Source organism: Candidatus Kaelpia imicola, assembly GCA_030765505.1.
In the GTDB taxonomy this organism is placed as follows: domain Bacteria; phylum Omnitrophota; class Gorgyraeia; order Kaelpiales; family Kaelpiaceae; genus Kaelpia; species Kaelpia imicola.
In genome coordinates this window covers 20,436-46,615 of sequence record JAVCCL010000025.1, presented here as the reverse complement: position 1 = coordinate 46,615, position 26,180 = coordinate 20,436, and the positions used below count along the sequence as shown (strand labels likewise).

The following is a 26,180-nucleotide window of genomic DNA, read 5'->3' as shown; positions in this document are numbered from 1 at the left end:
TGAGGTGATTAAACCTTACAAAAAAAGTCTTTTAACTCCAGGTCCAACTCCTGTTCCCGAGGAAGTCTTACTTTCGCAGGCGAAGTCTACAATTCATCACAGAACAGATGAGTTCCGTTCTATACTTAAAGATGTTTCGGAGGATTTAAAGACTATCTTCCAAACCAAAAACCAGGTTTTAATTGTCTCTTCTTCAGGTACTGGTGTTATGGAGGCTGCGGTAGCTAATCTAATGCAGGATGGTGTTAGATTTATACCTGTTGTAGGAGGAAAGTTTGGTGAGAGATGGGCCGAGATAGCCAAAGCCTATAGCGCAGAGTATGATACTTTAGATCTAAAGTGGGGGAGTGCTCCAAACTTAGACTCTCTAAGAGAAAAGTTAAAAATAGGTAATAGCCGTAAGATTATCCTAACGACACTATGCGAAACCTCTACAGGTGTAAACTATGATATAAAAGGTATGGCTATCCTAGCTAAAGAGTTCAACGCTTTAATTGTTGTTGATGCTGTAAGTGGTTTGGGAGCTGATGAACTGAGAATGGACGATTGGGGTTTGGATATTGTTGTTAGCGGATCTCAGAAAGGCTTGATGCTTCCCCCGGGTCTTGCCTTCATAAGCCTATCCAAAGAAGCACAATCTTTAATAGAGAGGTCCAGTTCTTCTAAATATTACTTTGACTTGATTAAAGCTGGTAAGGCGGCATCTAAGTCTGATACTCCCTGGACTCCCGCCGTGAATATGATAGTAGCTTTACGGACAGCCCTCAAGATGATACTTGATGAGGGTATTGAGAATGTGTGGAGAAGACATGCTAAACTTGCGGCTATGACACGTGAAGCGGTTACTTCTTTAGGGCTTAAAGTCTTTGCTCAGCGTCCTTCCAGCGCTGTTACCAGCGTTTTGATGCCGGAGAGTATAGACTCTGCAGAGATGGTCAAGTTTATCCGCGCAGAGTTCGGTATAAGCATAGCTGGCGGTCAGGCAGAGTTGAAGAGTAAGATAATCAGGATTGCCCACATGGGTTACATAAATCTTTTTGATGTTCTATCAGGTATTGCAGCTGTTGAATTTGGGTTGCATTATTTTGGACATAAGTTTAAGCTTGGTGCGGGAATTTTAAAACTAGAGGAAGAGTTTCTTAAAAGCTACAAGAAGGAGGCCTAAAGTGGTTAAGGTTTTAGTTGGTGATAACATAGCTCAGGATGGCATTGATATTTTAACCAAAGCAGGCATTGAAGTTACAAAGAAAACAGGTTTAAGCGAAGAGGAGCTTGTAAAAGAGATTAAGGGCTATGATGGTATTATAATCCGTAGCGGAACAAAGGTTAAATCCTCTATTATAGACGCTGCAGATAGTCTTAAAGTTATAGGCCGTGCTGGAGTCGGTTTGGATAATGTAGATGTTGATGCTGCGACCAAGAAGGGGGTCATTGTAATGAATACTCCCTTGGGTAATACTATATCGACTGCGGAACATACCATGGCTGTTATTTTAGCTTTGGCTCGAAATATTCCTCAGGCCAACTTGTCGATGAAAGAGAATAAATGGGAACGGAAAAAGTTTATGGGCAAAGAGTTGTATGGTAAAATCTTAGGCGTTGTGGGTTTGGGAAGAATAGGGAGAGAGGTGGCCAAGCGAGCTATCGGATTTGGAATGAAGGTTCTTACTTTTGACCCTTATATCTCTGAAGATATAGCCTTTAAGATTGAGGTTGAGCTAGTTGAGCACAATGAACTCTTGAAAAGGTCGGATTATATAACGTTCCATATTCCTTTATCCGATAATACTTATCATATGCTTTCTGATAAAGAGTTGAAGATGATAAAAAATACAGCGTATATTATAAACTGTTCCCGCGGCGGCGTTGTGGATGAAGAGGCTCTACATAGGGCTCTTTCAGAGAAAAAGATTGCAGGTGCTGCATTGGATGTTTACGAAAATGAACCTCCGGAGAGTAGTCCGCTTCTTGAGTTAGATAACATTATTCTTACTCCTCATCTAGGGGCATCTACTGAAGAGGCGCAACTCAATGTGGCTGTTGAGGTTGCAGAGCAGGTTAGGGATGCATTGATAAATAATGTTATCAGGAATGCTGTAAACATGCCTTCTATTGAGCCTGAGACGGCTGAGGTTTTAAAGCCCTATTTTAATCTTTCTGAAAAATTGGGTTCGCTGCTTGGTCAGCTTGTAGAGGGTAACGTTAAAAAGGTTGAGATAAAATATAGCGGAGATATTTTGGAACACGATACTACCCCTCTCTCTTCGGCGGTACTTAAAGGTTTCTTTTCTCCGATACTCGCTGAATCTGTAAATTATGTAAATGCTCTTGTGATTGCAAAAGAGAGAGAGATAAGTGTAGAGGAGGTCAAATCTTCAAAGGTTCATAATTTTAGTAATTTAATTCAGGTAATTGTCGAGACCAACAAAGAGAGAAAAGAGGTTGCCGGAACACTCTTCAGTAATAACAATCCCAAAATAGTCAATATTGACGGTTATTATCTTGAGGCGCCTCCAGTAGGAAATATGCTTGTTATATATAACGAAGATAAGCCTGGTGTCATAGGTCATATAGGTACTATTTTCGGTAGGAATAATGCTAATATATCCGGAATGACATTCGGTAGAGAAGAACCCGGCGGCAATGCTTTAATGGTTTTAAATCTTGATATAGCCGTCGATGCTACTGTTATAAAAGAGTTGCTTGATTTTAAATATATACGTGTTGTAAAAGGGATTAAACTCTAAGTCTTATTTCACCAGTTTAAAAATTTTTAGACCATAGGAGAACTATGAATAGAATATTGGTTGGTACACAATGGGGAGATGAAGGAAAGGGTAAGATAATAGACTGGCTAAGTGAGGATGTTGATCTGATCGTAAGGTATCAGGGTGGGAGCAATGCCGGCCATACAGTAGTTGTGGGAGATGATAGATATATCTTCCACCTTATTCCTTCAGGGATATTGCATCAGGATAAAGTCTGCGTTATAGGTAACGGAGTGGTTGTAGACCCTAAAGTGTTAATAGAAGAGATAGAAGAAATAGTCTCTAAAGGTTATAAGGTTGAACCAGAAAATCTCATTATAAGCGACAGGGCACATGTTGTTTTCCCATATCATAAGGTTTGGGATAAACTAAAAGAGAATCAGCTCGGTGACTTAAAGATAGGTACTACCGGTAAAGGAATAGGGCCTTCTTATGTTGACAAGTTTGACCGTTTAGGTATCAGGATGATAGATCTTTTTAATGAGGATACTCTGTATAAAAAATTAAAGATAAACCTTGAAATTAAAAACAATATTTTGACAAAAATTTTCAATTACCAAAATTTTGATCTGGATGAGATTTACCGGGATTATCTTGTTTACGCAGAGAGATTAACGCCGTTTGTAAAAGATTGCGCTATCTATATTGATGAGGCTTTTAGAGCTGGTGAGAGCGTGCTCTTTGAAGGTGCTCAGGGGGCCTTTTTGGATATTGACTTCGGCACTTATCCTTTTGTCACATCGTCTTCGACTCTCTCAGGCGGAGCCTGTGTAGGCAGCGGTATTGGTCCCACCAGGATAGATAGGGTTGTCGGGGTTGCAAAAGCCTATACTACGCGTGTAGGGGAGGGTCCTTTTCCGTCTCAATTTGAGGATGATTTGATGGAAAAAATTAGGTCTAAAGGTAATGAGTTTGGCGCTACTACCGGAAGGCCCAGAAGGTGCGGCTGGTTTGATGCTTGTATGGTTCATTATGCAGTTAAGATAAATGGAATAGATGAGATTGCTTTAACAAAGCTGGATGTTTTGGATAGTCTGGAAGAGATAAAGATATGCGTTGGGTACAGATATAACGGCAAGATGTATAAATATCCTCTTGCTGATTTTGATTTTTGGCAGAAGACTATTCCTGTTTACGAAAAGGTTAAAGGCTGGTGTAAAGATACAAGCGCAGCTCACTCTTTATCTGAATTGCCTGCCAATGCAATAAAATATATTAACAGAATATCGGAATTAATAGAGTCTAAAATATCTATTATATCGGTTGGTTCCAAGAGGGCGCAGACTTTCTATTTTAAGGGTTAAAGATGTGAAAAAATATTAGAAAATGGAAATAAAATTGTTATTTTTTTTGAACATTAAGGGGAGATCATGAAAGAGTTGTTTTGGTTAGCTCCGTTCTGTTCTATCTTAGCACTTCTCTTTTCTGCTGGTGTTGTAATCTGGATTTTAAGAAAAGATGAAGGGACCGAAAAGATGATTGAGATTGCTAATGCGGTTCGGGAAGGTGCAAAAGCCTATTTAAAAAGGCAATATACTACGGTAGCAATATTTTTTCTCTTGGCTTTTGTTTTTCTTATGATGATGGTTAGACAAGGCTATATAGCAATTTTTGTGCCTTATGCATTTGTAAGCGGGGGGTTTTTTTCAGGATTGGCCGGTTTTATCGGTATGAAAGTAGCGACAAACTCCAGTGCCCGTACGGCAAATGCAGCTCGCAGCAGTCTTAATTCTGCCTTAAGGATAGCCTTTCTTTCAGGATCTGTTATGGGGCTTGTTGTGGTAGGTTTGGGATTACTTGACCTATCTATCTGGTATTATATTCTCGACTTTTATTACAGCAACATGGAGACAGGCGAGAAAATATTTAATATTACTTCTACTATGTTGACATTTGGACTGGGAGCTAGTTCTATGGCTCTTTTTGCCAGAGTGGGCGGCGGTATATATACTAAGGCTGCTGATGTAGGAGCCGATCTTGTTGGGAAGGTTGAAGCAGGGATTCCGGAGGACGATCCTAGAAACCCGGCGGTTATAGCAGATAATGTAGGTGATAATGTTGGTGATGTTGCCGGCATGGGCGCAGACCTATATGAATCTTACGTAGGTTCAATTGTAGCTACGATGGCTCTTGCTGTTGCAGCCGGATTGGGTGCAGCCGGAGTTACGATACCGATGACTATGGCTGCTCTGGGTGTTATCGCTTCAATCGTAGGGATAGTTACCGTAAGGAGTAAGGAGAAGTCTACTCAATCTGCATTGCTCTGGGCTTTAAGAAGAAGCACTTTTCTCTCAGCCATTTTAATTTCAGTTATGGGATATTTCTTAATTACCCGGGTTTTAGGGTTCGAACATTTAGGTATCTATTATTCGGTAATAACAGGTCTTTTAGCTGGTATTTTGATAGGGCTTTCAACCGAGTTTTATACCTCACATAGGTATTTTTCAACACGCTCGGTGGCTAAGTCGGCTTTAACCGGGCCGGCAACTGTTATAATCTCGGGGCTCTCCGTTGGAATGGCATCTACTTTTATTCCGATAGTTACTGTCGCTGTGGCTATACTCTTGAGTTTTTATTTCTCAGGCGGGTTTTCGAATTTTAATATTGGTCTCTATGGGGTGGGTATATCTGCAGTAGGTATGTTAAGTACCTTGGGAATTACTCTGGCAACAGATGCCTATGGTCCTGTTGCTGATAATGCTGGAGGCAATGCTCAGATGGCTGGGCTTCCCTCTGAAGTCAGAGAGAGAACAGATGCGTTAGACTCTTTAGGTAATACTACTGCTGCAACAGGCAAGGGCTTTGCGATAGGCTCTGCTGCCTTGACTGCGTTGGCTCTTATCGTGGCTTACAAAGAGAGGCTCGAGTTTTTAGGTGCAGATTTAGACCTCTCACTACTAAACCCTAAAATCATAGTAGGTCTATTTATAGGAGGTATGCTTCCTTTTCTGTTCTCGTCTTTGATGATGAGGTCTGTTGGTAATACTGCTTCAAAGATAGTCTTTGAAGTTAGAAGACAGTTTAGGGAGATAAAAGGTTTGATGGAGGGTAAGACCAAGCCTGATTATGCGCGCTGCGTTAAGATAGTGACTCTGGAGTCGCAAAAGCAGATGATATTACCGGCTGCCATAGCATTGCTCTCTCCTATTTTAGTGGGAATACTATTTGGAGTTGAAGCCAATATAGGGCTGCTTATCGCATCGCTTGTATCCGGTTTTGTTCTTGCTGTCATGCTGGCCAATTCTGGTGCCAGCTGGGATAATGCAAAGAAATATATCGAAGAGGGTAACCTTGGGGGTAAGGGTTCTGATGCCCATAAGGCAGCTGTGATTGGTGATATGGTAGGCGACCCTTGCAAGGATACAGCTGGACCGTCTATAAATATTCTCATTAAAATAATGTCTATGGCGTCCATTGTATTTGCTGCGCTTATTCTTAATAAGACCTTACTTCCTTGACTGTTAAAAAGAGTGGTGTTAATATTTGAAAGTAGCGATTGCAAGATAACTTTAGGAGGTGTTAAATGTTTAAAAAAAGCCGGGTTGTTTTATTGGCCATTAGTTTTTTAGTTTCAGGATGCGCTTTTACTTTTAAGAAAACACCGCCGGAAGAGATTGAAAAAGTACAGATTATGAGAAGAGAGCTGCAGCGCCTAAGGATTGAGATCGAAAGATTGAAATCCGAGAAAAATCAGGAGATAAGAGAATTAGAATTGGCAAAAGAGAGTTTGGAGAGTAGGTTCAGGAAAGAGATAGACGATAGCGAGGTAAGATTATCTTTGGAAGAGAAGGGTCTGGTTTTAAGGTTTGTTGCTGAAGTTTTTTTTGATTCCGGTAAGGCTGAGTTGCGGTCTGAAGCATATGTCATGCTTGATAAGGTTGCGGCATTTCTTGAAAAAGATGTACCCGATAGAAAGATTTCAATAGAGGGCTATACCGATAATATTCCTATAAAATATTCACCCTGGAAATCCAACTGGGAGCTATCTGCAGCGAGAGCGTTGAGTGTATTGCACTACTTTGCTGACAAAAGAGGTTTGGACTCTGCCCGTGTACAGGCTACTGGATACGGAGAGTATAAGCCTATTGATTCAAACGAAACCAAAGAAGGTCGGCAGAAAAATAGGCGTGTCGAGATAGTAGTGCTTCCTAAAAAACTTACCAAGATTCGGACCGAATTTTTAGAGCAGCTTGGCAAAGTGTTAGAAGACCGCCAGAGAAGAATTAAAGAGCATGTTAAATAATGAAGGAGGGTCTTAAATGAGAAAGATTTATACTGGTTTTGTTTTTATTTTAGCATTCGTTCTTGTTTGGGCTCTACTGGAGAGGAGAGAGAGGGTTAAAACCGCAAAGCAGTTTTATAAGCTGGAATCAAACTATCATACAACAGTTAAAAATAGCGTCTATCTGGAGGACAAAATTCAGAGTTTTCAGGAAAAACTTGATAGTATTGCCGTCAAGAGAGATGAACTGTTCGAAGTTAACAAAGCAAAAGAAGATTATATAGATTCGCTTGAAATAAAACTCAAGAAAGCTGCAGAGAGCATAAGCCAACTTAGAGACAAATTGGGTAAACTAGAAGAACTGTTAGCTGGGATTCAGCCTTAAGATATGTCAGATATTCAACGCTAAGATTTTCTAATAACTATTCATGGTTTCTATTATTAATGTTCCAAAACATATAGCGATTATAATGGATGGCAATGGTCGCTGGGCTGCAAACAAAGGTCTTCCTCGCAGGTATGGACATAGCAGAGGGGTAAGGTCTGTCCGCAGAGTAATTGATTATTGCCTGGGGTTAGGGATAGAGTATCTGACTCTCTATACTTTTTCAACAGAGAATTGGAAGAGGCCTAAGAAAGAGGTTGACATGTTGATGAAGATGTTGGAGGAGAATATAGGCAGCAATCTAACCGAGCTTGCAGAGGAGAAGAATATAAGAGTACGTATTATCGGAGATTGGAAAGTTCTTCCTGGTGAGCTTCCTCAGAAGATAGAGAAGGTTATTCACGAGACAGAGGGTTTTGACAGGCTCAATCTGACTTTAGCTATAAATTATGGTGCTAGGCAAGAGATTGTTAATGCAGCAGTTAGAATTGCCAGCGATTTTAAATCTGGCAAGATTAAACTTGAAGAATTCAACGAACCTTTCCTAAGCAACTATCTTTATACTTTTGATTTACCCGACCCCGATCTCTTGATTCGTACTGCAGGAGAATACCGTATTAGCAATTATTTACTTTGGCAGGCAGCTTATACAGAGCTTTATACCACAACAAAACTATGGCCTGACTTTAGAAAGTCAGATTTAATAAAAGCTATAAAAAACTATAAAAAATGCAGGAGAAAATATGGATCTCTTTGATAGGAATTTAGTTAAAAGAATTATTAGCAGTATAGTAATAATCCTGTTTATATTCTGGGTTATAATATTTGCCAACCTCTTTATATATACCTCTTTGATCGTAATGCTTGCTACGGTTGCACTTTGGGAGTTTTACAGGATTATTGCAAAGAGATACGGCAGCATATACCCCGGTATTGGCTTTATAGTCTCATACCTTCTCTTCGCGGTCTCTTTAAAAGAGAATCTTGGTTTTGCATATCTTGTATATCCGCTCTCTTTTGCATTAATATTGCTCTTTCTTTATCAGATGGTGAGAAAGACTAATAAAGATGCGGCTTTATGTTTGGGGCTTACCATGCTGGGGTTAATATATATAACGATACCGGCAATATTTTTAATAAAGATTAGAATGCTTCAAGGAGGTATCTCTTTAGTAATATATTATATCTGTGTAATCAAAGCAACAGATATAGGTGCTTATCTCGTTGGTGTAAAATTTGGCAGACATCCTTTGATTCCTAGAATAAGCCCTAAAAAATCTATAGAGGGTTTTATTGGCGGTATTATGTTTGCAATATCGGTTTCCTGTGCAGCCTCTATCTATTGGGGGGTAATGTCGTTTTATCATGCTTTTACCGTAGGTTTTATCTTGGGTGTATGTGCTCAGTTTGGGGATCTCTCAGAATCGGTTCTTAAGCGTGATGCCGGAGTTAAAGATTCTGGTAAGACTATTCCTGGTCTGGGCGGTGTACTGGATCTATCAGACAGCATCCTGATAGCTTTACCGTTTTACTATATCTATATGCATAATTTTATAATTAAATGAAGAAGATTGCTATCTTGGGCTCAACAGGCAGCGTTGGCAGGCAGATTCTTGATATAGTTGAGAAAAGTAACGGTCTTTTTAAGATAGTTGCTTTGGGTTCTGACAGAAATATAGAGCTTCTCGCTCAGCAGGCAAAAAAGTTTAAAGTAGATAATATTTTTTTAAATAGAGCTAAAGATATCGGCAGATTACCCTTTGAGGTTTTTGAATCCCAGAATGATTTTTTAAACTTTGTAGCTGGTCAGAAGGTAGACCTTTTAATTTTAGCTCTTTCCGGTACAGATGCAATAAGACCGCTAATATTTGCCCTAGAGAACGATATTAATTTAGCTATTGCAAATAAAGAAGCGATAATAGCTGCAGGATCTATTGTTAATAATATAAGAGCAAGCAGTAGCTCTGAAATCATTCCTTTAGACAGTGAGCATAATGCGATATTTCAGCTTCTTAAAGGAGTTGATAAAGACGAGATCTCTAAGGTCTTTTTAACCTGTTCTGGAGGGCCGTTTCTGGATTTTTCAGATAGAGAACTGGAGAACGTATCTTTGGATATGGCTCTCTCTCACCCCAGGTGGGAGATGGGAAATAAGATCACAATAGATTCGGCTACTTTGATGAATAAAGGTTTTGAGGTAATAGAGGCTTGCTATCTCTTTGGTCTCTCCTCGGATTTTATGGAGGTGATAATCCATCCAGAAGCAATTATCCATGCCATGATAGAGCTAAAAGACGGAACAACATTTGCTGAAATGGCTCTGCCTGATATGAGGGTATCTATAGCGCATGCTTTAGGGTATCCTGACAGGTTTGATTCAGGTTTGAGGATTGATTGGAGAAGCTTAGAGAAGATGAGTTTTAAAGCGGTATCTATAGAGAGTTATCCGGCCTTAAGAATAGCTTATGATGCGTTAGAGCGAGGTGGAAGCTTACCCGCTTTTATTGTTAAAGTTGATGAGATCATAGTCAATGAGTTTTTGGGTTCTAAGATAGCTTTTAAAGATATAATCTCTTCTGTTGAAGAAGCTGTAAGGAGGCATGATGTTTTTGAGATAGACTCACTGAAGGATATTGAGAGAGTTTTTAGAGATGCAGAAGAGATATCTACTGATATTATAAAGGAGGTTGGTAAGATATGATTTTAGTTATCATTGCTTTTGGTTTTCTTGTATTTGTGCATGAGGCATCCCATTTTATTGTTGCTAAGAGAATGGGTGTTGCTGTCGAGGTTTTCTCGATTGGGTTTGGACCCAAAATATTCTCTTTTAAAAGCTCTGAAACAGAGTATAAGATCTCACTTATTCCTCTTGGAGGTTATGTGAAGATGGCAGGCGAGAACCCCAGAGAGGAGTTAAAAGGCGAAAGAAGTGAGTTTCTTTCTCAACCTCCCGGCAGGAGAAGCTTGATCATATTGGGTGGTCCTCTTGGTAATTATCTTTTGGCTTTTATACTCTTCTTTATACTTTATAGCAGCGGTTTTCCTGTGATAGGTACTACTATAGGCGGCTTTAAAGAGGGGTATCCTGCCCAGGATTCGGGTTTAAAAGTTGGCGATAAGATAATTGCTGTTGATAATGAGGAGGTTAAAAGCTGGGAGGATTTAATAGCAGAAGTACATCCAAGGCCGAATCAGGAGCTAAAGATAACCATAAAACGTAATCAGGGTGAGTTTAGTTATGCAGTTAAAACTAAAGATAAGGAGCTCTTAGACTTAGACGGCCAGAAAAAGATAATTGGATTATTGGGTATATCGCCGGACGATGAGGATGTATTTATAAAGAGATACGGGCCTTATAAGTCACTTCAAGAGTCAGTAGCCACTGTCTTTGATATCTCTGCTAAGACTCTAAGAGCTATCTTGAATATTGTTACCGGCAGGCTATCTCTTAAAGATTCAGTCGTAGGGCCGGTAGGTATCATTCATATATCCTCTAAGATGGCCGATATGGGCATAAGCTATCTGCTAACTCTGATGGCATTAATAAATGTTAGCCTTGCAATCTTTAACCTGCTGCCTATTCCGGTCTTAGATGGAGGTCATCTTTTCTTTATCCTGATAGAGAGGATTCGCCGCAGGCCTGTCTCTATTATTGTCCAGGAGAGGTTTACTCAGGCAGGAATGGGTTTGTTGCTCTTTCTTCTTTTATACCTTACATATTTTGATTTAATGCGGGTGTTCTTTAAATGAGAAGGAGAAGAGTGGTCAGGGTTGGTGATGTTGAGATCGGGGGAGATAATCCGGTCTCTGTGCAGACCATGATCAAAAAGAGTTCCGATAAATATTCCCAGATAATAGATGAGATAGCTCAATTAAAAGAAGCGGGCTCTGAGATTATAAGGATTGCATATAGAGAAGAAGATGAGACTGGGTTTATAGGGAGGATTATAAAAGAGAGCCTTCTTCCTGTTGAGATGGATATCCATTTTGATTTTAAACTTGCTCTCTCGGCGATAGAGCTTGGAGCAGATGCAGTAAGGATTAATCCAGGTAATATCTCAAAAGAGGGTTTGAGAGAGATTGTATTGTCGGCTAAGAGAAAGAATATTCCAATTCGGGTAGGGGTTAATATCGGTTCGGTTCCTGAGATTTATAGAAAAAAATATGACTCTGTTGATTCAATGTTAGAGCTTCTTAAGGAGTATTTAAGCTATATGGAAGGTTTAAATTTTAAAGATATCTTTCTATCCCTTAAAGCTAATACTGTTATGGATACTTACTTGGCTAATTTGAAGGCAGCCTCTTTGTTTGACTATCCACTCCATGTCGGTGTTACTGCAACAGGGCTGGGAATATCTGCTGTTGTTAAATCCAGTATCGGCATCGGGGCTCTTCTTATGCAGGGAGTGGGCGATACTATCAGGGTCTCTCTTACTGATTCAACGTTTCGTGAGGTTGAAGTTGCAAAAGAGATACTCTCTGCTTTAGGGCTTCGTAAGTTTGGGATCGAAGTTATATCTTGTCCTGGATGCGGCAGGGCTCAGATTGATATATTGGACTTGGCTAATAGAGCAAAAGAGGAGCTGGTCAAGGTAAAGAGAGGGAAGGGACTGAAGGTTGCTATTATGGGTTGTGAAGTCAATGGACCCGGCGAAGCTAAAGACGCTGATATAGGTGTTGCAGGAGGAAAAAACTGTGCTATCCTATTTAAAAAAGGGAGACAGATTAAAAAGCTGGATAAAGCGGGTTTGATAACTGTTTTAGTTCGGGAAGTAAGAGAAATGATATGAGATTTTCAGAAGGTTTTTTACCGACAATTAGAGAGCTGCCCAAGGATGCAGAGGCTATATCGCATCAACTGATGCTTAAGTCAGGCATGATAAGACGTTTAGCTTCAGGGCTTTACTCTTACCTTCCTTTAGGCTTTAAGACTTTACTGAAGGTCATAACTATAGTGAGGGAAGAGATGAATAAAGCCGGAGCTCAAGAACTGCTTCTTCCAGCTATACACCCTGAGGAGCTTTGGCAGAAAACCGGCAGACTCTCTACTTTGGGTGAAGATATAATTCAGTTTAAAAACAGGGCTGGGAAGAATATGATATTGGGGCCTACCCATGAAGAGATTGTAACCTGGCTGGTCTCAAAAGAGATTGAGTCTTATAGACAGCTGCCGCTGGTCCTCTACCAGATTCAAACTAAATTCAGGGATGAGCCCAGGCCCAGATTCGGTGTAATAAGAACCTGTGAGTTTATCATGAAGGATGCTTACAGTTTTAATGCTAACTGGGAGTCGCTGGATGATAGCTATAAAAAGATTCACCAGGCCTACTGCAATATATTTGAAAGCTGCGGGCTTAATTACCTCAGCGTTGAAGCGGATCCCGGGATAATGGGAGGAGATATCTCTCATGAGTTTATGGCTCCTTCTGAATACGGAGAGGATAGGGTTGTATTGTGCTCTAGTTGTAACTATTCAGCAAGCTTGGATGTTGCAAGAAGAAAAGAGGAAGTAGTCAAGGGAGAAGAGAGCCGGGGAGAACCTGTTAAAGAAGTCTATACTCCGGGTGTTAGTTCTGTTGCTGATGTTTCTGGAGTTCTAGGAGTTTCAGCTGAGAAGCTTTTAAAAACCATAATATATAGATCCGGCAATAGCTTCATTGCTGTAGTTGTGAGAGGAGAGAGCGATGTTAATGAGGCTAAGCTGCGTAAAAAACTTAAATGCAGCGAGCTGAGAATGGCAACAACTTCTGAGATAAAGAGTGAGACTGGGGCAGATGCGGGATTTTCGGGTCCTCTGGGTTTAAAGTTAAGAACTATTGCTGATTTTGATGTTAGAGGTATATCAGGTGCTGTTGCAGGAGCAAACAGAAAGGATTATCATCTGGTGAACTTATCAGAAGGCAGGGATTTTAAGTTGGATGAGTTTTGTGATATCAGAAACGTCAAAGAGTCTGACTTATGTCCTGAGTGCGGTAAGGCTTTAAAAATTCAAAGCGCGATTGAGATAGGACATATATTCAAGCTTGGGAACCGCTATAGCAAACCTCTTGAGGCTCTCTTTGTCGATGATAAAGGCAATAGCAGTGAAATTATCATGGGTTGCTATGGAATAGGGATCAATAGGATAGCAGCCTCTTTTATTGAGCAGAACAATGATACTAAAGGTATTATATGGAATTCTGCTCTGGCGCCCTATAAAGTGATCATTATAGCTACAAACATAGACGACGAGGAAATACTCCGGAAATCTGAAGAGATATATCAGTTTCTTGAGAAGTCTGGATTGGAAGTGCTTTTTGATGATAGGCCAATTCGAGCAGGAAACAAATTTAATGATGCAGATTTGATAGGCATTCCGTATCAGATAGTAGTGGGTTCCAATTATGTAAAAGAGGGTAAGTTTGAGTTGAGGAAGAGAGGCCAGGAAGTTTTACTGGAGTTTGAAAACTTGGATCAGATACTGGATAAATTGAAATAGTTAAGTGTTGACAGATATAAAAAAATCTATTACTATTTGCATTCGTACCTCATTTACGGGGACGTCGTCTAGCCTGGCCTAAGACCCCAGACTGTCGATCTGGTGATCGCGGGTTCGATTCCCGTCGTCCCCGTCTTAAATCAAAAGAGTAGATGGCAACATCTATCTGTCTACAGCCCTTGACTTTTTAAAGATATGAGAAGAGATGCTTGGTATCTGCCTGCGGTCATAATAATAGTTGCAGCAGCTGTAAGGTTCCATAAGTTAGAGACTCATTTTCTGTGGATAGACGAGGGGACTAGTTGGTATATAGCAAAGTTCTTGTCTTTAAACAATATTTGGGCAGATAGAATTTATGCAGGCCATTTTCCTTTCTACTTTCTGTTTTTAAAATTTTGGATTATGGTCTTTGGAGATTCAGAATTTTCTTTGCGCCTACCTTCTTTAATTCCATCTATATTTTCATTAATAGTCTTTTTTAATATAAGCAAGTTGTTGCTGAAAGCAAATATTGCAAGGCACTGGTCTCTATTTATCTTCTCTTTTTCAGTATACGGTTTAACTCTTGCTCAAGAGGTAAGGATGTATTCAGCGGCTTTACTGTTCTTCTGTCTTTGGATTTTTTTTCTAATTAAGATTATCAAAGATTACCCAAGATATTCTATTCTCTATTCCTGTTCGCTTTTTTTGTTCTTACTCAATGGCAGCGTTTGTATAATTCCATATCTGGGAGTGCTGTCTTTCCTTTTTTTTAAGTTTAAAAACAAGATATATAGGAGGATATCTTTTTTGACTATATTTGTTTTGATTCCTTTCCTGTTTTTATATTCTTCAATATTGTCTCGGTCTCTTAATATAGAGATGGAGTGCTATTATCTCAAGCACCAGTTTGCTTTAAAGACACAGCTGCTTAACATGATTGGTTGGGTCCTGAGATTTTTTAAGGATATAACCGGTTTTTCTGAAATGAGTTTCTATGATCTCCCTTATAGTTTGACCTTGATTTACTTTGTTATATTTGTTCTATTTGCGATATTGTCTGTATTTGGTTTACTAAAGTTATCTAAAGAGCACAAAAGAATTGGTCTGACATTGATGCTGGTTTCTTTTCTATCTTTATCTTTAAGCTATAAGTTTGAATCCCGATACTTCTTTCATCTACTGCCATTTATAGCTATAGGTTGGGGAGATACCATGGCTAGACTTTATGAGAGAAGCAAAAAAATAGCAATGCTGTTTATTCTTCTTTGGGGTTGCCTTTATATTAATGATACTATTTTATATTTTAAGATTCCAAAAAGCGCATGGGGTAATATTGCAGATTATATTGAGGAGAATGAGTCTATTCAGGATGAAATCTGGTTATTGCCTGATTTTTCACTCGGTGCTTTCAGTTATTATTACGATGGAGAGAGCACAGTTGCAGGAATAGGTTTGGGCGGTATGCCTACCATAGATAAAGAGTCGGGAATTTGGTATATAGTTTGGTCGAACTCAAAGCTTCCGTGGGTTGGAGGTGTACTTGCTATTGAAGCGGATAGATTTTTAAAGAGATATCTCTATCTTAAATCTGATTTAGAAATGTCGAGATATTTTGTGACCAAAAATGGAGAGGTTGAGTTGCACCATTACATACCAAGGTAAGAGGTATTTCGTTTTCATATAAGAGGTATTCTTTTAATAGCTATTTATATTTGCATTCTTTGAAAATATATTATACAATAATGACTCCATGTAGAGTATTGCTTAAGATGGGGGGGGTTGTTGGGAATCCAGTTGTTTTAATTGCTTAAAATGTTTAGAGTTATGAGAATAGAAGAGATACTTTGTAGAAAATGCAATTGCTATCCAGGAATAATCACAGTTTTTTTAATCTCATTCTTTCTCTCTCTCCCGGCGTTTTCTAGTGTTGATAGCTCTTTCGGCATTCTAGATTCGAATCAAAAAGGAACGTTCAATATCGGTGTTGCGCTGGGTTCAACAGACAGAGTATTTGACAAAGTCATAGATAAGGATGTCTTAAGGTTTAAATACTGGTTGCCTCAAGGTTCTATCGTAGGGGTATGGACAAAAGACTATCCTGCCAGTTTGAGCAAAGATAGCGTAGATGCTGTTAAAATATCCCTCAAGGCGCCCAATAAAAAGCAGTTGGAAGAAATCTCTGTAAAGATGGAGATCAAAGGTTCTAACGCTATGCAATCGATACCTCTTGATCTCAGGAATGATTGGAAATATTTCAGGGAGGAGGTTGCCTGGAATACAATAGGTGATCTCAGAGAGGTATGTTTTGTTGTAACTACCATATCTAGTGCGGAAGAGATTATTGCCTCTGGAGGTGCTTCAGGAGATAAAGCATTAGAGGGTTTTCTATACTTTGATGTTGAGTTCTATAAACAGAGTTTTCTGCATAAAAATTATATCTTCTTTAGGTTGGCTATAGTTCTCTTGTTGAGTGCGATTGTAGGTTTTTTTGCTAATTCAGTGATTAAACTGCTGAAGAGAAGGTCTATAGAAAGGTATTCAGAGTCTAGGGTTAAATCCAACTCCTCAGATAATTCTATTCTTACTAAAGTGAAAAAGGATTTGCTTTATGGGTCGACATTTACATTAATAGCTGCGGTTGCTTTTGGGATATGCTATCTTGGTACAATCTGCCCTTTAAATGAGGGTTTCAGTTTGGAGTTTCTCTTTTTGAGTTTGATGGGTGCGGTCATTGCAGAATTGCTTAAATTTACAATTATAGGCAGGCATCTTAGTCCTTTTCAGGTATTCAAGAACATCTTAATTGTCGGGCTTTTAGCTGCATCTTCAAGCAAGCTAGGTATTCTATTCGCTCCTTCTACCTTTGGTCAGGTTCTAATGTTAAATAAATATGCTGCAGTAATCATCTTTTTAATCTACCAGGTGTCCAATGCACGTTCTTTAGCAATTGGTGGTAAGCACGTCAGGGCTCTTACAGGGTTCTCTATCATCTTAACACCTTTTCTTCTTAACTGGTTAATGGTTTTGCAGACCCCGGTACTTCTTAAGCAACTGGGTAATGTGTTGACTTTAGGGTTTTTGTCTTCATTTAGGTGGTTTTTAGAATCCTTGGGCAGAGTTGTTGTTATATTTGGATTTAATGAGGCTATTGCCAATAGTTTTAGCCTAGTTGTTAAGAGAGAACTGCTTAAAAAACGCAAGCTTCATCTCTTTATTTTATTTATCTCTGTCGGTGTTGTTCTTGCGCCTATGATTGCGAACTTAGGTTCTACTGCCGGAGTTGAATCTCTGCCTGAAGTGGTTAAGATATTTGTGGTTATATTGACGAGCATGCTCTCTTTTGCAGGACTGTGGGGGGTGGTCTATTTCTTAACTGGGATGGCTCTTGATTACGGACGCAGGGTAGCTCCTTCATGGGAAAGCGTGACTGGACATGTAAAGACAGGCGTAAAAAAGGGAATGGCTTACAGTGCTCTTCTAATGGGGTTCATGTACTCAATCTATCTGCTCCTGGATTTTAATCTATTGCAACTATCGGCAGAGAAGATTCCCCTTCTTTTGGGTATTTTTATCGGGGCACTGGCCCTACCGTTGTTTAAAACCATTATAGAGACTTTTGATGGTAGCCTGCCTTTTTTTCAGAGGGCACGTTACAGCTATCGTGACCATGTGCTTTATGCAAGAGGAGCTATTTTAGGCATAGGGGTTGCCTATGCTTTAAGCAGTGATTTTATTAACTGGAATATGTCGGGCAGAGTTATATTTGGTGCAGTCTTTGGTATCTTCTCATCTGCAGGGATAAGTATTTTAAGAGACGCTGCCTATAGATTTAAATCTCAGGGGCGAATTCAATCCTGGAGACGGTATTTTGTCGATGCTATCATAGGTGTTTTTATTGGTAGTGCGTTGGCTTTCTATCTTGATGCTTTACAGGTCCCTGTTGTTGTAGCGAAGTTCAAGCTGTATACAAGCTCGGGGTTTAAAGCTATGGAATATATTACATACCCTTTAGTCAATAAGTGGGGGCGGATAGATCTGGGAATCTATCGCGGCGGAGTCAGATTATTGTTTGATGAATCGCTTGCCGGAGTTATTAACTGGGCTATAGCCGCCTGGTTATTTGCCATAAATAAAGTCTTTCTTCTTGCTTTTTTTGAAAAACATAAGGCACCAATTAAATTTTTCTTCTCAAGAGAAGGATTCTCTCAGCTTATAGAACATATGATATATGTTTTGCGTTGGGGTTTATGGATGTCGCCAATTATATTTACCTTTTTGCGGATGATGCCGGATCCAACCTGGTATAATCAGGATGGAGCTATTCGTACGCTCTCTGCTATATATCATAACTTAACAATGTCAGATCAGGCATTTAGACAGTGGAGCCTTAATCTCTTTGTATATGTACTTGCTTTTGATTTCTTTAGGGTTCTTATCTGGATGGACCATATGGGTCTGCGTGTCGCAACGTTGGTCAACTTAAGTTTTATAGGACTGGATAAGCTTGATGATAAAGTTGCGCGGTTTATCAAAATAGATACAGCTCAACGCTACATTCCGGAAGCGGTTAAAAGATTCTGTACCTGGGGCCCTCTTTTAATTCCGTTTTATCTCCCAAGAGGTGAGGAGTGGAATTATGCCTGGAGTAGATCAGCGGCTATACGTGATTCTCTTGGAGGAGGTATTTTTGCTTTCTTAGAAGGTGTTGTTCTATACCAGAGGTTGCTATCATTCTTTGTTGCTGTTTTTATTTTTAGCGGAATATCGTTTTTGGTCCGTTCTTTTAGACGGCGTTCAAGAAAGAGATTCATAAAGACCTACCATATAGCCAATAGAGTTGGGTACAGGACATTTCTTAAGGAGAATGGAGAGATATATAGTCAGGTTGACCACAGGAAGAGTGGCGTCTATCCTCCGGAATATGATATTACCAGACGTTCTTACGATATTATAGATCCTTGCGGTAGAATTCTGTATTTAGTTGACAACTCTGCCGATGCTGAAAAGCGCTATTGGCCTGTAGTGGGTAATTTTCCGGAAGATAAGTTTCAACCTTCTGAGATCAAGATGAACTCAGATTCTCTTAAAGTTATCAACTCTTCAAACGGCATTAAAACTACTATTGATATAACCTTATCTGATCAGGAGAGCAGGGCGGAGATATGGAAGATAAATATTAAAAACCTTAAAGATAGCAAGCGTAATTTAAAAGTTGTTCCCTACTTAGAGTGGGTGCTTAATGGAGGTTTGCATGACAGGTTCCATACTCAGTATGCGCGGTTATTTCCTGAGATGGAGTATATCAATGGTTTTAATACACTTCTATCCTGGCAAAAATGTACTAACTCTATGGGTATTTTAGCGACAGACATTTCCCCCGAAGGTATTCTATTTTCCAGAATGGACTTCATTGGCCGTGCTCAGAGCATCTGGAATCCAAGAGTGCTTGAGACTTTAGATTTCATGAAGGCCGAGAATACCGAGCGTTATCCGACATTTGACCCGATTGGGAGTCTTATGCTTAACGTGGAGCTCGACCCTAACTCTTCTAAGACTATACATCTTATGATTGGATACGAGGAGAGCCGTAACGGCGCTCTTGATCTGGTGAAGAGACTGTTACAACCTAAGCAGACTGCCGTAGGTTATGAACCCAGGAGAGAGAAGAGATTACTTATCGGTCATGGAGAGATTCTTCCCGGAACACCGCAGCCTTATTCTGAATATATGGATAATGGAAACAAAATTTTAGTCCGTACTCCCTATACTCCCAGACCTTATGACCATGCTATGTCTAACTCTCTGGGGCACTCTGTTATGGTTACAAATCGCGGTCTTCATACATCTTGTAATGGTAACTCTCAGCAGAACCGCTTGACTCCAGACTGGCCTGATACGGTTACAAGAGAGATTCCCGGAGAGGCGATATATCTATACGATATAGATGAAGAGAGCTGGTACTCTCCGACCTATTTTCCGCTTAATGATAATAGTGTCAAAAATATCTCTGAGTTCAGTGTCGATGGCAGTGCGGTCTTTCATATGAAAGGAAAGGATATTTCAACCGAGCTTACAGTTTTTGTACCGCCGGATGACCCTTTAGGTGTATATCTTTTGAAAATAAAGAACAATAGCGGCCGTAAAAAAAGATTCCGCATTGCTCCTTATTTCCAGATGGTGCTTGAGTTTATGCCTGAGCGCTCAGGTGAGTTATTGATAAGCTATGACAAAGATAATGATGTCCTTTTATTCTATAATCCTCGTAATATGTTCCGTAAAGGCTGGCTTTTGTTTCAAGCTCAACTCTCTCTGAGGGTGTGGAGACAAAGAGGGGGAGATTCTTTGGTTTGGGTAGAGGTATAACTCATCCGTTTATGGTAGAGAAGGGTGAGGCTGACAATGCTCAGCTCTACGATGATAGACAGATAGCAGCCCTTTTAAGCACCCTGGATATTCCTGCAGGCGGAGATTACACAATCGCATTTATTCTTGGTCAGACAGATAAGAGAGATAAAGCACTTAAATTAGCCAAAAAGTATAAAAGTTTGGATTATGTTAAGAAGAGTCTTAATAATACGCGTAGTTGGTGGTTGAATTTAATGGGAACAGTAGAGGTGAAGACGAATCAAGTTGAGTTTGATCGCTATCAAAATTGGCTTAAATATCAAGCTTTGGCGGAGAGAATCTGGGCTCGGAGGGGATTTTACCAAACAAGCGGAGCCTATGGTTTCAGGGATCAGCTTCAGGACTCTGTAAACCTTATTTGGGTAGACCCTGCGCTGGCTAGAAAGCAGATTATTCTCCATGCTTCTCATCAATTCTTCGAAGGCGATGTCTATCACTGGTTCTTTACTCAGCTTGATGGCAGAACTGCTTTTGCCTGTCGTTCCCATGCTTCAGATAACCCGCTCTGGCTTCCCTGGGCCATTGTAGAGTATGTTAGGACTACCGGTGATTATTCGTTATTGGATGAAATGACATCATATGTATGGTCAGAGTTTCCGTTTGCCGATTTGCCGCATAATAAGACAGGCTGGGGTCATATCTATCATCGTTCAACCAGAGCAGATTCTGTTTATAAGCATGCTTTAAGATCTATAGATCTTATTTTAGAAAAACGATTGGGAGAACATGGAATACCCTTGATAAGAACGGGAGATTGGAATGATGGCCTGGATGAAATAGGAAGCGAAGGGCGGGGTGAGAGTATATGGCTCGGGTTCTTCCTCTACTATGTTTTAAGGCATATGCTTCCTATAATTGAAAAGAGAGAGGGTCATGGTCGTAAAGAACACTACCTAAGAAAGATGCAGAAACTTGAAGATGTTCTTGAAGGTACATGGAGAGAGGATAGGTATTTACGTGCCATTCACGATGACGGTACAGAGATTGGAATAAAAGATAGCGGTGTCTGGGAGATAGATGCTTTAACGGCTGCCTGGGCTGTTAAAGCGGGTGTAAATTTAGAAAGGTCGTTGATAGTGTTCCATACTGCATTGGAAGTACTTGAGAAAGAAGATGTTATTTTGCTTGGTTGGCCGGCGTTACGCGAGGATACCAAGCCTTACCTTGGAAGGAGTTCAAGGTATCCTGAGGGGGTGCGTGAAAACGGAATGTATTGTCACGGTGTACAGTGGCTCATAAGAGCTTCCAGAGTTCTCACAGAGCGTTTTGAGAAGTTGGGTGACTATAAGAAGGCTGATGAATATAGAGCCATCAGTTATAGGCTTTGGCGTAAGATAACACCCATTGGCCATGTTGGAGAAGATAAGATAGAGATTTACGGCGGTCAGCCCAATAAGCAGCCGGCTGATATTCTTACTAATTTCGAGGTTGGACGTATGATCTGGAGTGGGTATACCGGCGCTGCCGGCTGGTTGTTTCATCAGTCGATGAGTGGTGTTATTGGGGCATCTCTTGTAAACAATAAGATTGTAATTCCGGATGATATCAATAAGCCTAGAGGTAAGCTAAAAATAGAGAGAGTCTTTAGAGATATAAAGAAGAGTCCTTTAAGTTAGTTTTTAACTGATTGATAATAATCTTTTTTAAACTCTTATTGATTTTTTAATCTTTAGTTGTTAGATTATTCTATGTTTTTAAGAAAAGGAGGTAGTTGTGAGTAAGAAGTTGACAAGAGGACTGAAAAATAGGCGAAGAAGAAAGCGGATGTCTGGTAAGCCAAATAAGAACAAGAAGGAAAAATAGGCTTGAATCTAAAGAAGATACTCAAATCTTCTCAGTATATTGCTTTAAATGCAGGAGATTATGTTCTATCTAATCTTGGCAGGGTAAAAAATATTGAGTTTAAAGGTGAGCGAAATCTGGTCACCGAAATAGACAAAAGGTCTGAGGAGATGATAAAGAGTTATCTCTTTGGGAAGTATCCTGCTTTTGATTTTGTAGGTGAGGAGTTCGGAGGAGATGCCGATAGTGAGTATTACTGGCTGGTTGATCCGATAGATGGTACCAATAATTTCTCTCATACTTTTCCGGTTTTTTGTGTTTCAATAGCATTGTTAAAAGATAAGAATCCTATTCTTGGAGTTATCTATGACCCAACGCGAAAAGAGATCTTTTCAGCAATATCAAAAGAGGGTGCCTGCTTAAACGGAAAGAAGATTTCAGTCTCGAAAATAGATAAGATAAGCCGTAGCTTAGTTGCAACAGGATTCTACTATGATTTTAAAGATCAGTCAGATACCAACATAGAACATTTCTCTAATTTCATATACCATGCTCAAGGTGTACGTCGATGCGGTGCTGCGGCTTTAGACCTTGCTTATGTCGCATCTGGTAGATTGGATGGTTTCTGGGAACTGGGCTTGAATCCCTGGGATACCGCAGCCGGTATTCTCCTCATTGAAGAGGCTGGAGGCAGGGTTACGCGAATGGACGGGGGAGATTTCAATCCTTTCTATCCTAATATACTCTCTTCTAACGGGTTATTGCACCAGGAGATGTTAAGAATCATATCTTTAGAAGGTAACTCGGCAAGGATTAAACCTAAACGGTTTGGTTCCTAAACTGGGCAAGTTTTAGTAAAGTTGTGTTGCTTTTTTAATTTGATATGCTAAAATTAACATTTGCTGATTGATTGGTCTCGTAGCTCAATTGGCAGAGCAGCTGACTCATAATCAGTTGGTTCCAGGTTCAAGTCCTGGCGGGACCATTTAATAGTATGGTTAGAAAGTGTTGAGCGGGCGGTTAGCTCAGCTGGTTAGAGCGCCACGTTCACATCGTGGATGTCGGAGGTTCGAGTCCTCTATCGCCCAGTTGATGAACTTATATGAAAGTGCAAGACTTTAAAAAGCAGATAGAATTTTTAAAAGAGCTCCAGGGGTATGATTCCAGGCTCCGTGATTTGAGTTTTCGTAAAGAGGATATGCCTAAAAAACTTCAGGACTTTAGGCTTGAGTTAGATCAGAAAAAAGAAGAGATTGATAGAATTGAAGAAGAGATCAAGGATCTGCAGGTTAAGATAAAAGATAAGGAGTTAGAACTCCAGATTGCCGAAGAGGGGATCCGGAAGTTTCAGCAGCAGCTTCTTCAAGTAAAGACGAACAAAGAGTATAAAGCTCTTTTAGGTGAGATAGAGGGTAAGAAGGCCGATAATTCATGCATTGAAGACGAGATATTGAAGCTAATGGATAGCATGGATGAGATAGACTTAAGGCTTAACAGAGAGAAGAATGAGTTCAAGAAGTTTAAAGAAGAGTTTCAGCAGGAAGAATATAAAGTTAAGCAGGATGTGGCTGTAATTGAACAGAAGATTCAATCTCAAAAAGTAGAGAGAGGCAAAATCGCTCAAGAGGTAGACCCTGAGGTTCTCTCTATTTATGAAAGATTGATTGAGAGCAAGGATGGTTTAGCTATTGTTCCAGTTGTTGATGGTGCTTGCGGTGGCTGCCATTTAAGTTTACGTCCTCAAACTATAAATGAGATAAAGAGAGCAAGCAGTATTGTTACTTGTGAGCGCTGCTCTAGGATATTCTATCTCGATGAGTAGTTTTAGGCTTTATTCAGATGGTTCTTCCCGCGGTAATCCTGGCCCAGCCGGGGTTGGTGTTGTGATCAAAGATTCTCATGGGGTTATCTTAAAAGAGCTCTCTCTGCCCATTGGTTCTAGTACTAATAATGTTGCTGAATATTTGGCCCTTATCGTTGGTCTTACCGAAGCGCTGCTTTTAGGGATAGATGATTTAAAGGTGTTTTTAGATAGCGAGTTGCTGGTTAAGCAGGTTAAGGGGGAGTATAAGACAAAGAAGGAACATTTAAAACCTCTCCTTGTAAATATAAAGTACTTACTGAATAATTTTGAAAGTATAGAGTTTAATCATATTTTGCGGGAAGAGAATAGAGAGGCGGATAAGCTTGCTTATTCTGCTGCAGAATCCAAGGATGTTTTATTTTAAAGAGGCAGGTTGGATAGCCGCTCTTTCTTTTGAAAGGGAGGAAAGTCCGAACTCAGAGGGTGAGCATATTCCGATAACGTCGGAACGCAGGTTTTTTAGACCTGTCAGGATAAGAGCCGCAGAGACGAGTTCTCCCTGAACTGGGAGAGGTGAAACGTGGCAATCTCTATGCGAGTTAAGGTTGAATAGTCCGCGTTTAAGGCTGGCCCGGCCCAGCGGGCGGGTTAACCGCTAAATATCCGAAGCAATTCGGATAGTAGACAGATGGTTATCTAAAACAGAATTCGGCTTACGGACCTGCCTCTACCCATAAACTGCAACTAAAGTTTACTCTAACCCCATTTAATTTTAACGATTTAGGTAATATAATCTTAAATGCATTTATTAAATATTTATTAAGTTAGATTAGAAAATATTGTACTATTGTACTTTTAATTTTTTAGGGAGTCAAAAAGCATTTTCCGCTTAACACCTTTGTCTATAATTACTTACAGTAATAAGCTCTGTTATTTATATTTGGCATATATATTGCTATTTATAAGTTAAGATGAAGATATTAAGAGAGATAGTAGTTGCTCTGATTTTAACAGTTCAGGTCAGAGCTGTTTTAGCTTCAAATTTAGAGGTTTATCAGGCCGTAGATATGCTGAAGGATTTTCAGACTCAGCAGTTAAATTATTGCTATCAAAAGTTCTTTAGGATAAACGGGCTTTATAAAAGTTCGCCCTACATCAAAGAGGTTGATATAGCGACTTCAGGTTTTGCTCTTGCCGGTCTGGCTCTCTCTGCTCAAAAAGGTTTGATCTCAAAAGAGAAGGCGAAAGACATGTTTTTAGAGACAGTTGAAAGCTGTTTAAAACTTCAGAAAACCAAAGGTCAGAATTTTTCCGGTTTTCTCTATCATTTTTATGTTCCAGATATATCGGGTAAGAGTTTTGTTCATAAATCCGGAGTTGAAGTTTCGATAATAGATACCTCGATTCTTTTAGCAGGTATAATCACAGCATCTGAATATCTGATATCTCAGGGTTATCCTGAGTGTAGAGAGAAGGCGAATGAATTTTATTCCAATATAGAGTGGAGAGAGTTCTTTCATAGCGGTAGAAGGCAGTTTCATATGGGTTGGAACAGCGGGTTCTTTGGTTTTTGGGACTATTATACAGATGAGATACTTTTGATATCAATACTTGCTCAGGGCTCACCTGTTGTAGATTATAGAATAGATATCAGGGACTCTTTTGGAAATATTACAGTGAAAGAGGGTATCTATAAAGACCGTAAGTATGTCTATTCCTGGTACGGTTCACTCTTTACTTACCTCTTTGCTCATGCTTTTATTGATTTTAGAAGGTTGGACAATGATCTCCTTTACAATGTTGACTGGTGGGAGAATACGAAAGATGCTGTATTAGCTGACATTAGATGGTGTTCTGATAATAACTATCCAGAAAATATCTTTGGTATAAGCGCATGCTGGTCTAAGGTCTCTATGGGTTCAAGTGTTATGGAATATAGAGATAGAGTTGGCGGAGCGCTTTCAGGTGCTGGAGAAGCTGAGAGATTCTATAATTCAAAGAACGGGATTAAGCCGGTTGCTCCTTATGCAGCAATAGGTTCGATGCCATTTTTTCAGGAATATGCCATCTTGGATAACCCCGCATTCCTAATGTTCTATAAGATACGCGATAAAGCCTTTGATAGGTCGGGTCTTTTGGTTGAATCGATGGATGCAGGCTCTTTAGATAGAGAGGGTGTGCCGGAAGTAAACTCTCACTGGATAGTCGGAATGGATGTGATCTTTCCGGCTCTGATGGTTGAGAACTATTTCTCCGAGTTTATCTGGAAGAACTTTATGCAGAGTCGCAATGTTCAGTTTGCTCTGCTTAAGACATTCCCGGCTTACTTTACTTATCTTGTAAGGAGATAATAT

Annotated in this window: 19 protein-coding genes, 3 tRNA genes and 1 other RNA gene; all 23 read left to right on the top strand. The window is 39.8% G+C overall.

Features of this window, described 5'->3' with window-relative positions:
* The first annotated feature begins 4 nt into the window (after positions 1 to 4).
* The 23 genes from P9L98_04075 (at position 5) to P9L98_03965 (ending at position 26,177) form a co-directional block, all read left to right on the top strand.
* Positions 5 to 1,165 carry an alanine--glyoxylate aminotransferase family protein gene (locus P9L98_04075; GenBank protein ID MDP8216476.1) on the top strand — a complete coding sequence of 387 codons (1,161 nt, stop codon included), beginning with the start codon at positions 5 to 7 and terminating at the stop codon, positions 1,163 to 1,165.
* Position 1,166: 1 nt separating this feature from the next.
* Complete coding sequence (gene serA, locus P9L98_04070) at positions 1,167 to 2,747, top strand: phosphoglycerate dehydrogenase (GenBank protein MDP8216475.1); 1,581 nt, start codon at positions 1,167 to 1,169, stop codon at positions 2,745 to 2,747.
* Positions 2,748 to 2,791: 44 nt separating this feature from the next.
* The gene (locus P9L98_04065) at positions 2,792 to 4,072 is read left to right on the top strand and encodes an adenylosuccinate synthase (GenBank protein ID MDP8216474.1); all 1,281 of its coding nucleotides are present in this window, start codon (positions 2,792 to 2,794) and stop codon (positions 4,070 to 4,072) included.
* 66 nt (positions 4,073 to 4,138) lie between these two features.
* Positions 4,139 to 6,226 carry a sodium-translocating pyrophosphatase gene (locus tag P9L98_04060; GenBank protein MDP8216473.1) on the top strand — a complete coding sequence of 696 codons (2,088 nt, stop codon included), beginning with the start codon at positions 4,139 to 4,141 and terminating at the stop codon, positions 6,224 to 6,226.
* A 65-nt stretch (positions 6,227 to 6,291) separates the two neighbouring features.
* Positions 6,292 to 7,011, top strand: coding sequence for a flagellar motor protein MotB (locus P9L98_04055; protein ID MDP8216472.1), 720 nt, complete (start codon positions 6,292 to 6,294; stop codon positions 7,009 to 7,011).
* 16 nt (positions 7,012 to 7,027) lie between these two features.
* Positions 7,028 to 7,375, top strand: coding sequence for a hypothetical protein (locus P9L98_04050; protein MDP8216471.1), 348 nt, complete (start codon positions 7,028 to 7,030; stop codon positions 7,373 to 7,375).
* Positions 7,376 to 7,418: 43 nt separating this feature from the next.
* Positions 7,419 to 8,132 carry a polyprenyl diphosphate synthase gene (gene uppS, locus P9L98_04045; GenBank protein MDP8216470.1) on the top strand — a complete coding sequence of 238 codons (714 nt, stop codon included), beginning with the start codon at positions 7,419 to 7,421 and terminating at the stop codon, positions 8,130 to 8,132.
* Positions 8,119 to 8,940, top strand: coding sequence for a phosphatidate cytidylyltransferase (locus tag P9L98_04040; GenBank protein MDP8216469.1), 822 nt, complete (start codon positions 8,119 to 8,121; stop codon positions 8,938 to 8,940). The genes uppS and P9L98_04040 overlap by 14 nt, the downstream gene beginning before the upstream one ends.
* Entirely contained in the window at positions 8,937 to 10,076 is a 1,140-nt protein-coding gene (gene dxr / locus P9L98_04035; protein MDP8216468.1) for a 1-deoxy-D-xylulose-5-phosphate reductoisomerase, read from the top strand. The genes P9L98_04040 and dxr overlap by 4 nt, the downstream gene beginning before the upstream one ends.
* Entirely contained in the window at positions 10,073 to 11,125 is a 1,053-nt protein-coding gene (gene rseP, locus P9L98_04030) for an RIP metalloprotease RseP (GenBank protein ID MDP8216467.1), read from the top strand. Before dxr ends, rseP begins: the two co-directional genes overlap by 4 nt.
* Positions 11,122 to 12,165 (top strand): flavodoxin-dependent (E)-4-hydroxy-3-methylbut-2-enyl-diphosphate synthase, encoded by a 1,044-nt coding sequence (gene ispG, locus P9L98_04025; GenBank protein ID MDP8216466.1) that lies wholly within the window; start codon positions 11,122 to 11,124, stop codon positions 12,163 to 12,165. The genes rseP and ispG overlap by 4 nt, the downstream gene beginning before the upstream one ends.
* On the top strand, positions 12,162 to 13,853 hold the full coding sequence (locus P9L98_04020; protein ID MDP8216465.1) for a proline--tRNA ligase: 1,692 nt from the start codon (positions 12,162 to 12,164) through the stop codon (positions 13,851 to 13,853). The genes ispG and P9L98_04020 overlap by 4 nt, the downstream gene beginning before the upstream one ends.
* 57 nt (positions 13,854 to 13,910) lie before the next feature.
* Positions 13,911 to 13,986: transfer RNA gene (locus tag P9L98_04015), tRNA-Asp, on the top strand.
* A 62-nt stretch (positions 13,987 to 14,048) separates the two neighbouring features.
* On the top strand, positions 14,049 to 15,497 hold the full coding sequence (locus P9L98_04010; GenBank protein MDP8216464.1) for a glycosyltransferase family 39 protein: 1,449 nt from the start codon (positions 14,049 to 14,051) through the stop codon (positions 15,495 to 15,497).
* Positions 15,498 to 15,659: 162 nt separating this feature from the next.
* A complete protein-coding gene (locus P9L98_04005) occupies positions 15,660 to 20,198 on the top strand; it encodes a hypothetical protein (GenBank protein MDP8216463.1) in 4,539 nt (1,512 codons plus the stop codon).
* Positions 20,153 to 21,856, top strand: a complete 1,704-nt coding sequence (locus tag P9L98_04000; GenBank protein MDP8216462.1) for a hypothetical protein — start codon at positions 20,153 to 20,155, stop codon at positions 21,854 to 21,856. Before P9L98_04005 ends, P9L98_04000 begins: the two co-directional genes overlap by 46 nt.
* A 189-nt stretch (positions 21,857 to 22,045) precedes the next feature.
* Entirely contained in the window at positions 22,046 to 22,861 is an 816-nt protein-coding gene (locus tag P9L98_03995; GenBank protein ID MDP8216461.1) for an inositol monophosphatase family protein, read from the top strand.
* 73 nt (positions 22,862 to 22,934) lie between these two features.
* Positions 22,935 to 23,007 (top strand) — tRNA-Ile (locus P9L98_03990).
* Positions 23,008 to 23,036: 29 nt separating this feature from the next.
* Positions 23,037 to 23,110, top strand: a tRNA-Val gene (locus tag P9L98_03985).
* Positions 23,111 to 23,124: 14 nt separating this feature from the next.
* On the top strand, positions 23,125 to 23,844 hold the full coding sequence (locus P9L98_03980) for a C4-type zinc ribbon domain-containing protein (protein MDP8216460.1): 720 nt from the start codon (positions 23,125 to 23,127) through the stop codon (positions 23,842 to 23,844).
* Positions 23,837 to 24,250 (top strand): ribonuclease HI family protein, encoded by a 414-nt coding sequence (locus P9L98_03975; GenBank protein MDP8216459.1) that lies wholly within the window; start codon positions 23,837 to 23,839, stop codon positions 24,248 to 24,250. The genes P9L98_03980 and P9L98_03975 overlap by 8 nt, the downstream gene beginning before the upstream one ends.
* Before the next feature lies 1 nt (position 24,251).
* Positions 24,252 to 24,558, top strand: an RNA gene (gene rnpB, locus P9L98_03970) — RNase P RNA component class A.
* Positions 24,559 to 24,797: 239 nt separating this feature from the next.
* Positions 24,798 to 26,177, top strand: coding sequence for a glucoamylase family protein (locus P9L98_03965; GenBank protein MDP8216458.1), 1,380 nt, complete (start codon positions 24,798 to 24,800; stop codon positions 26,175 to 26,177).
* Positions 26,178 to 26,180 lie beyond the last annotated feature (3 nt).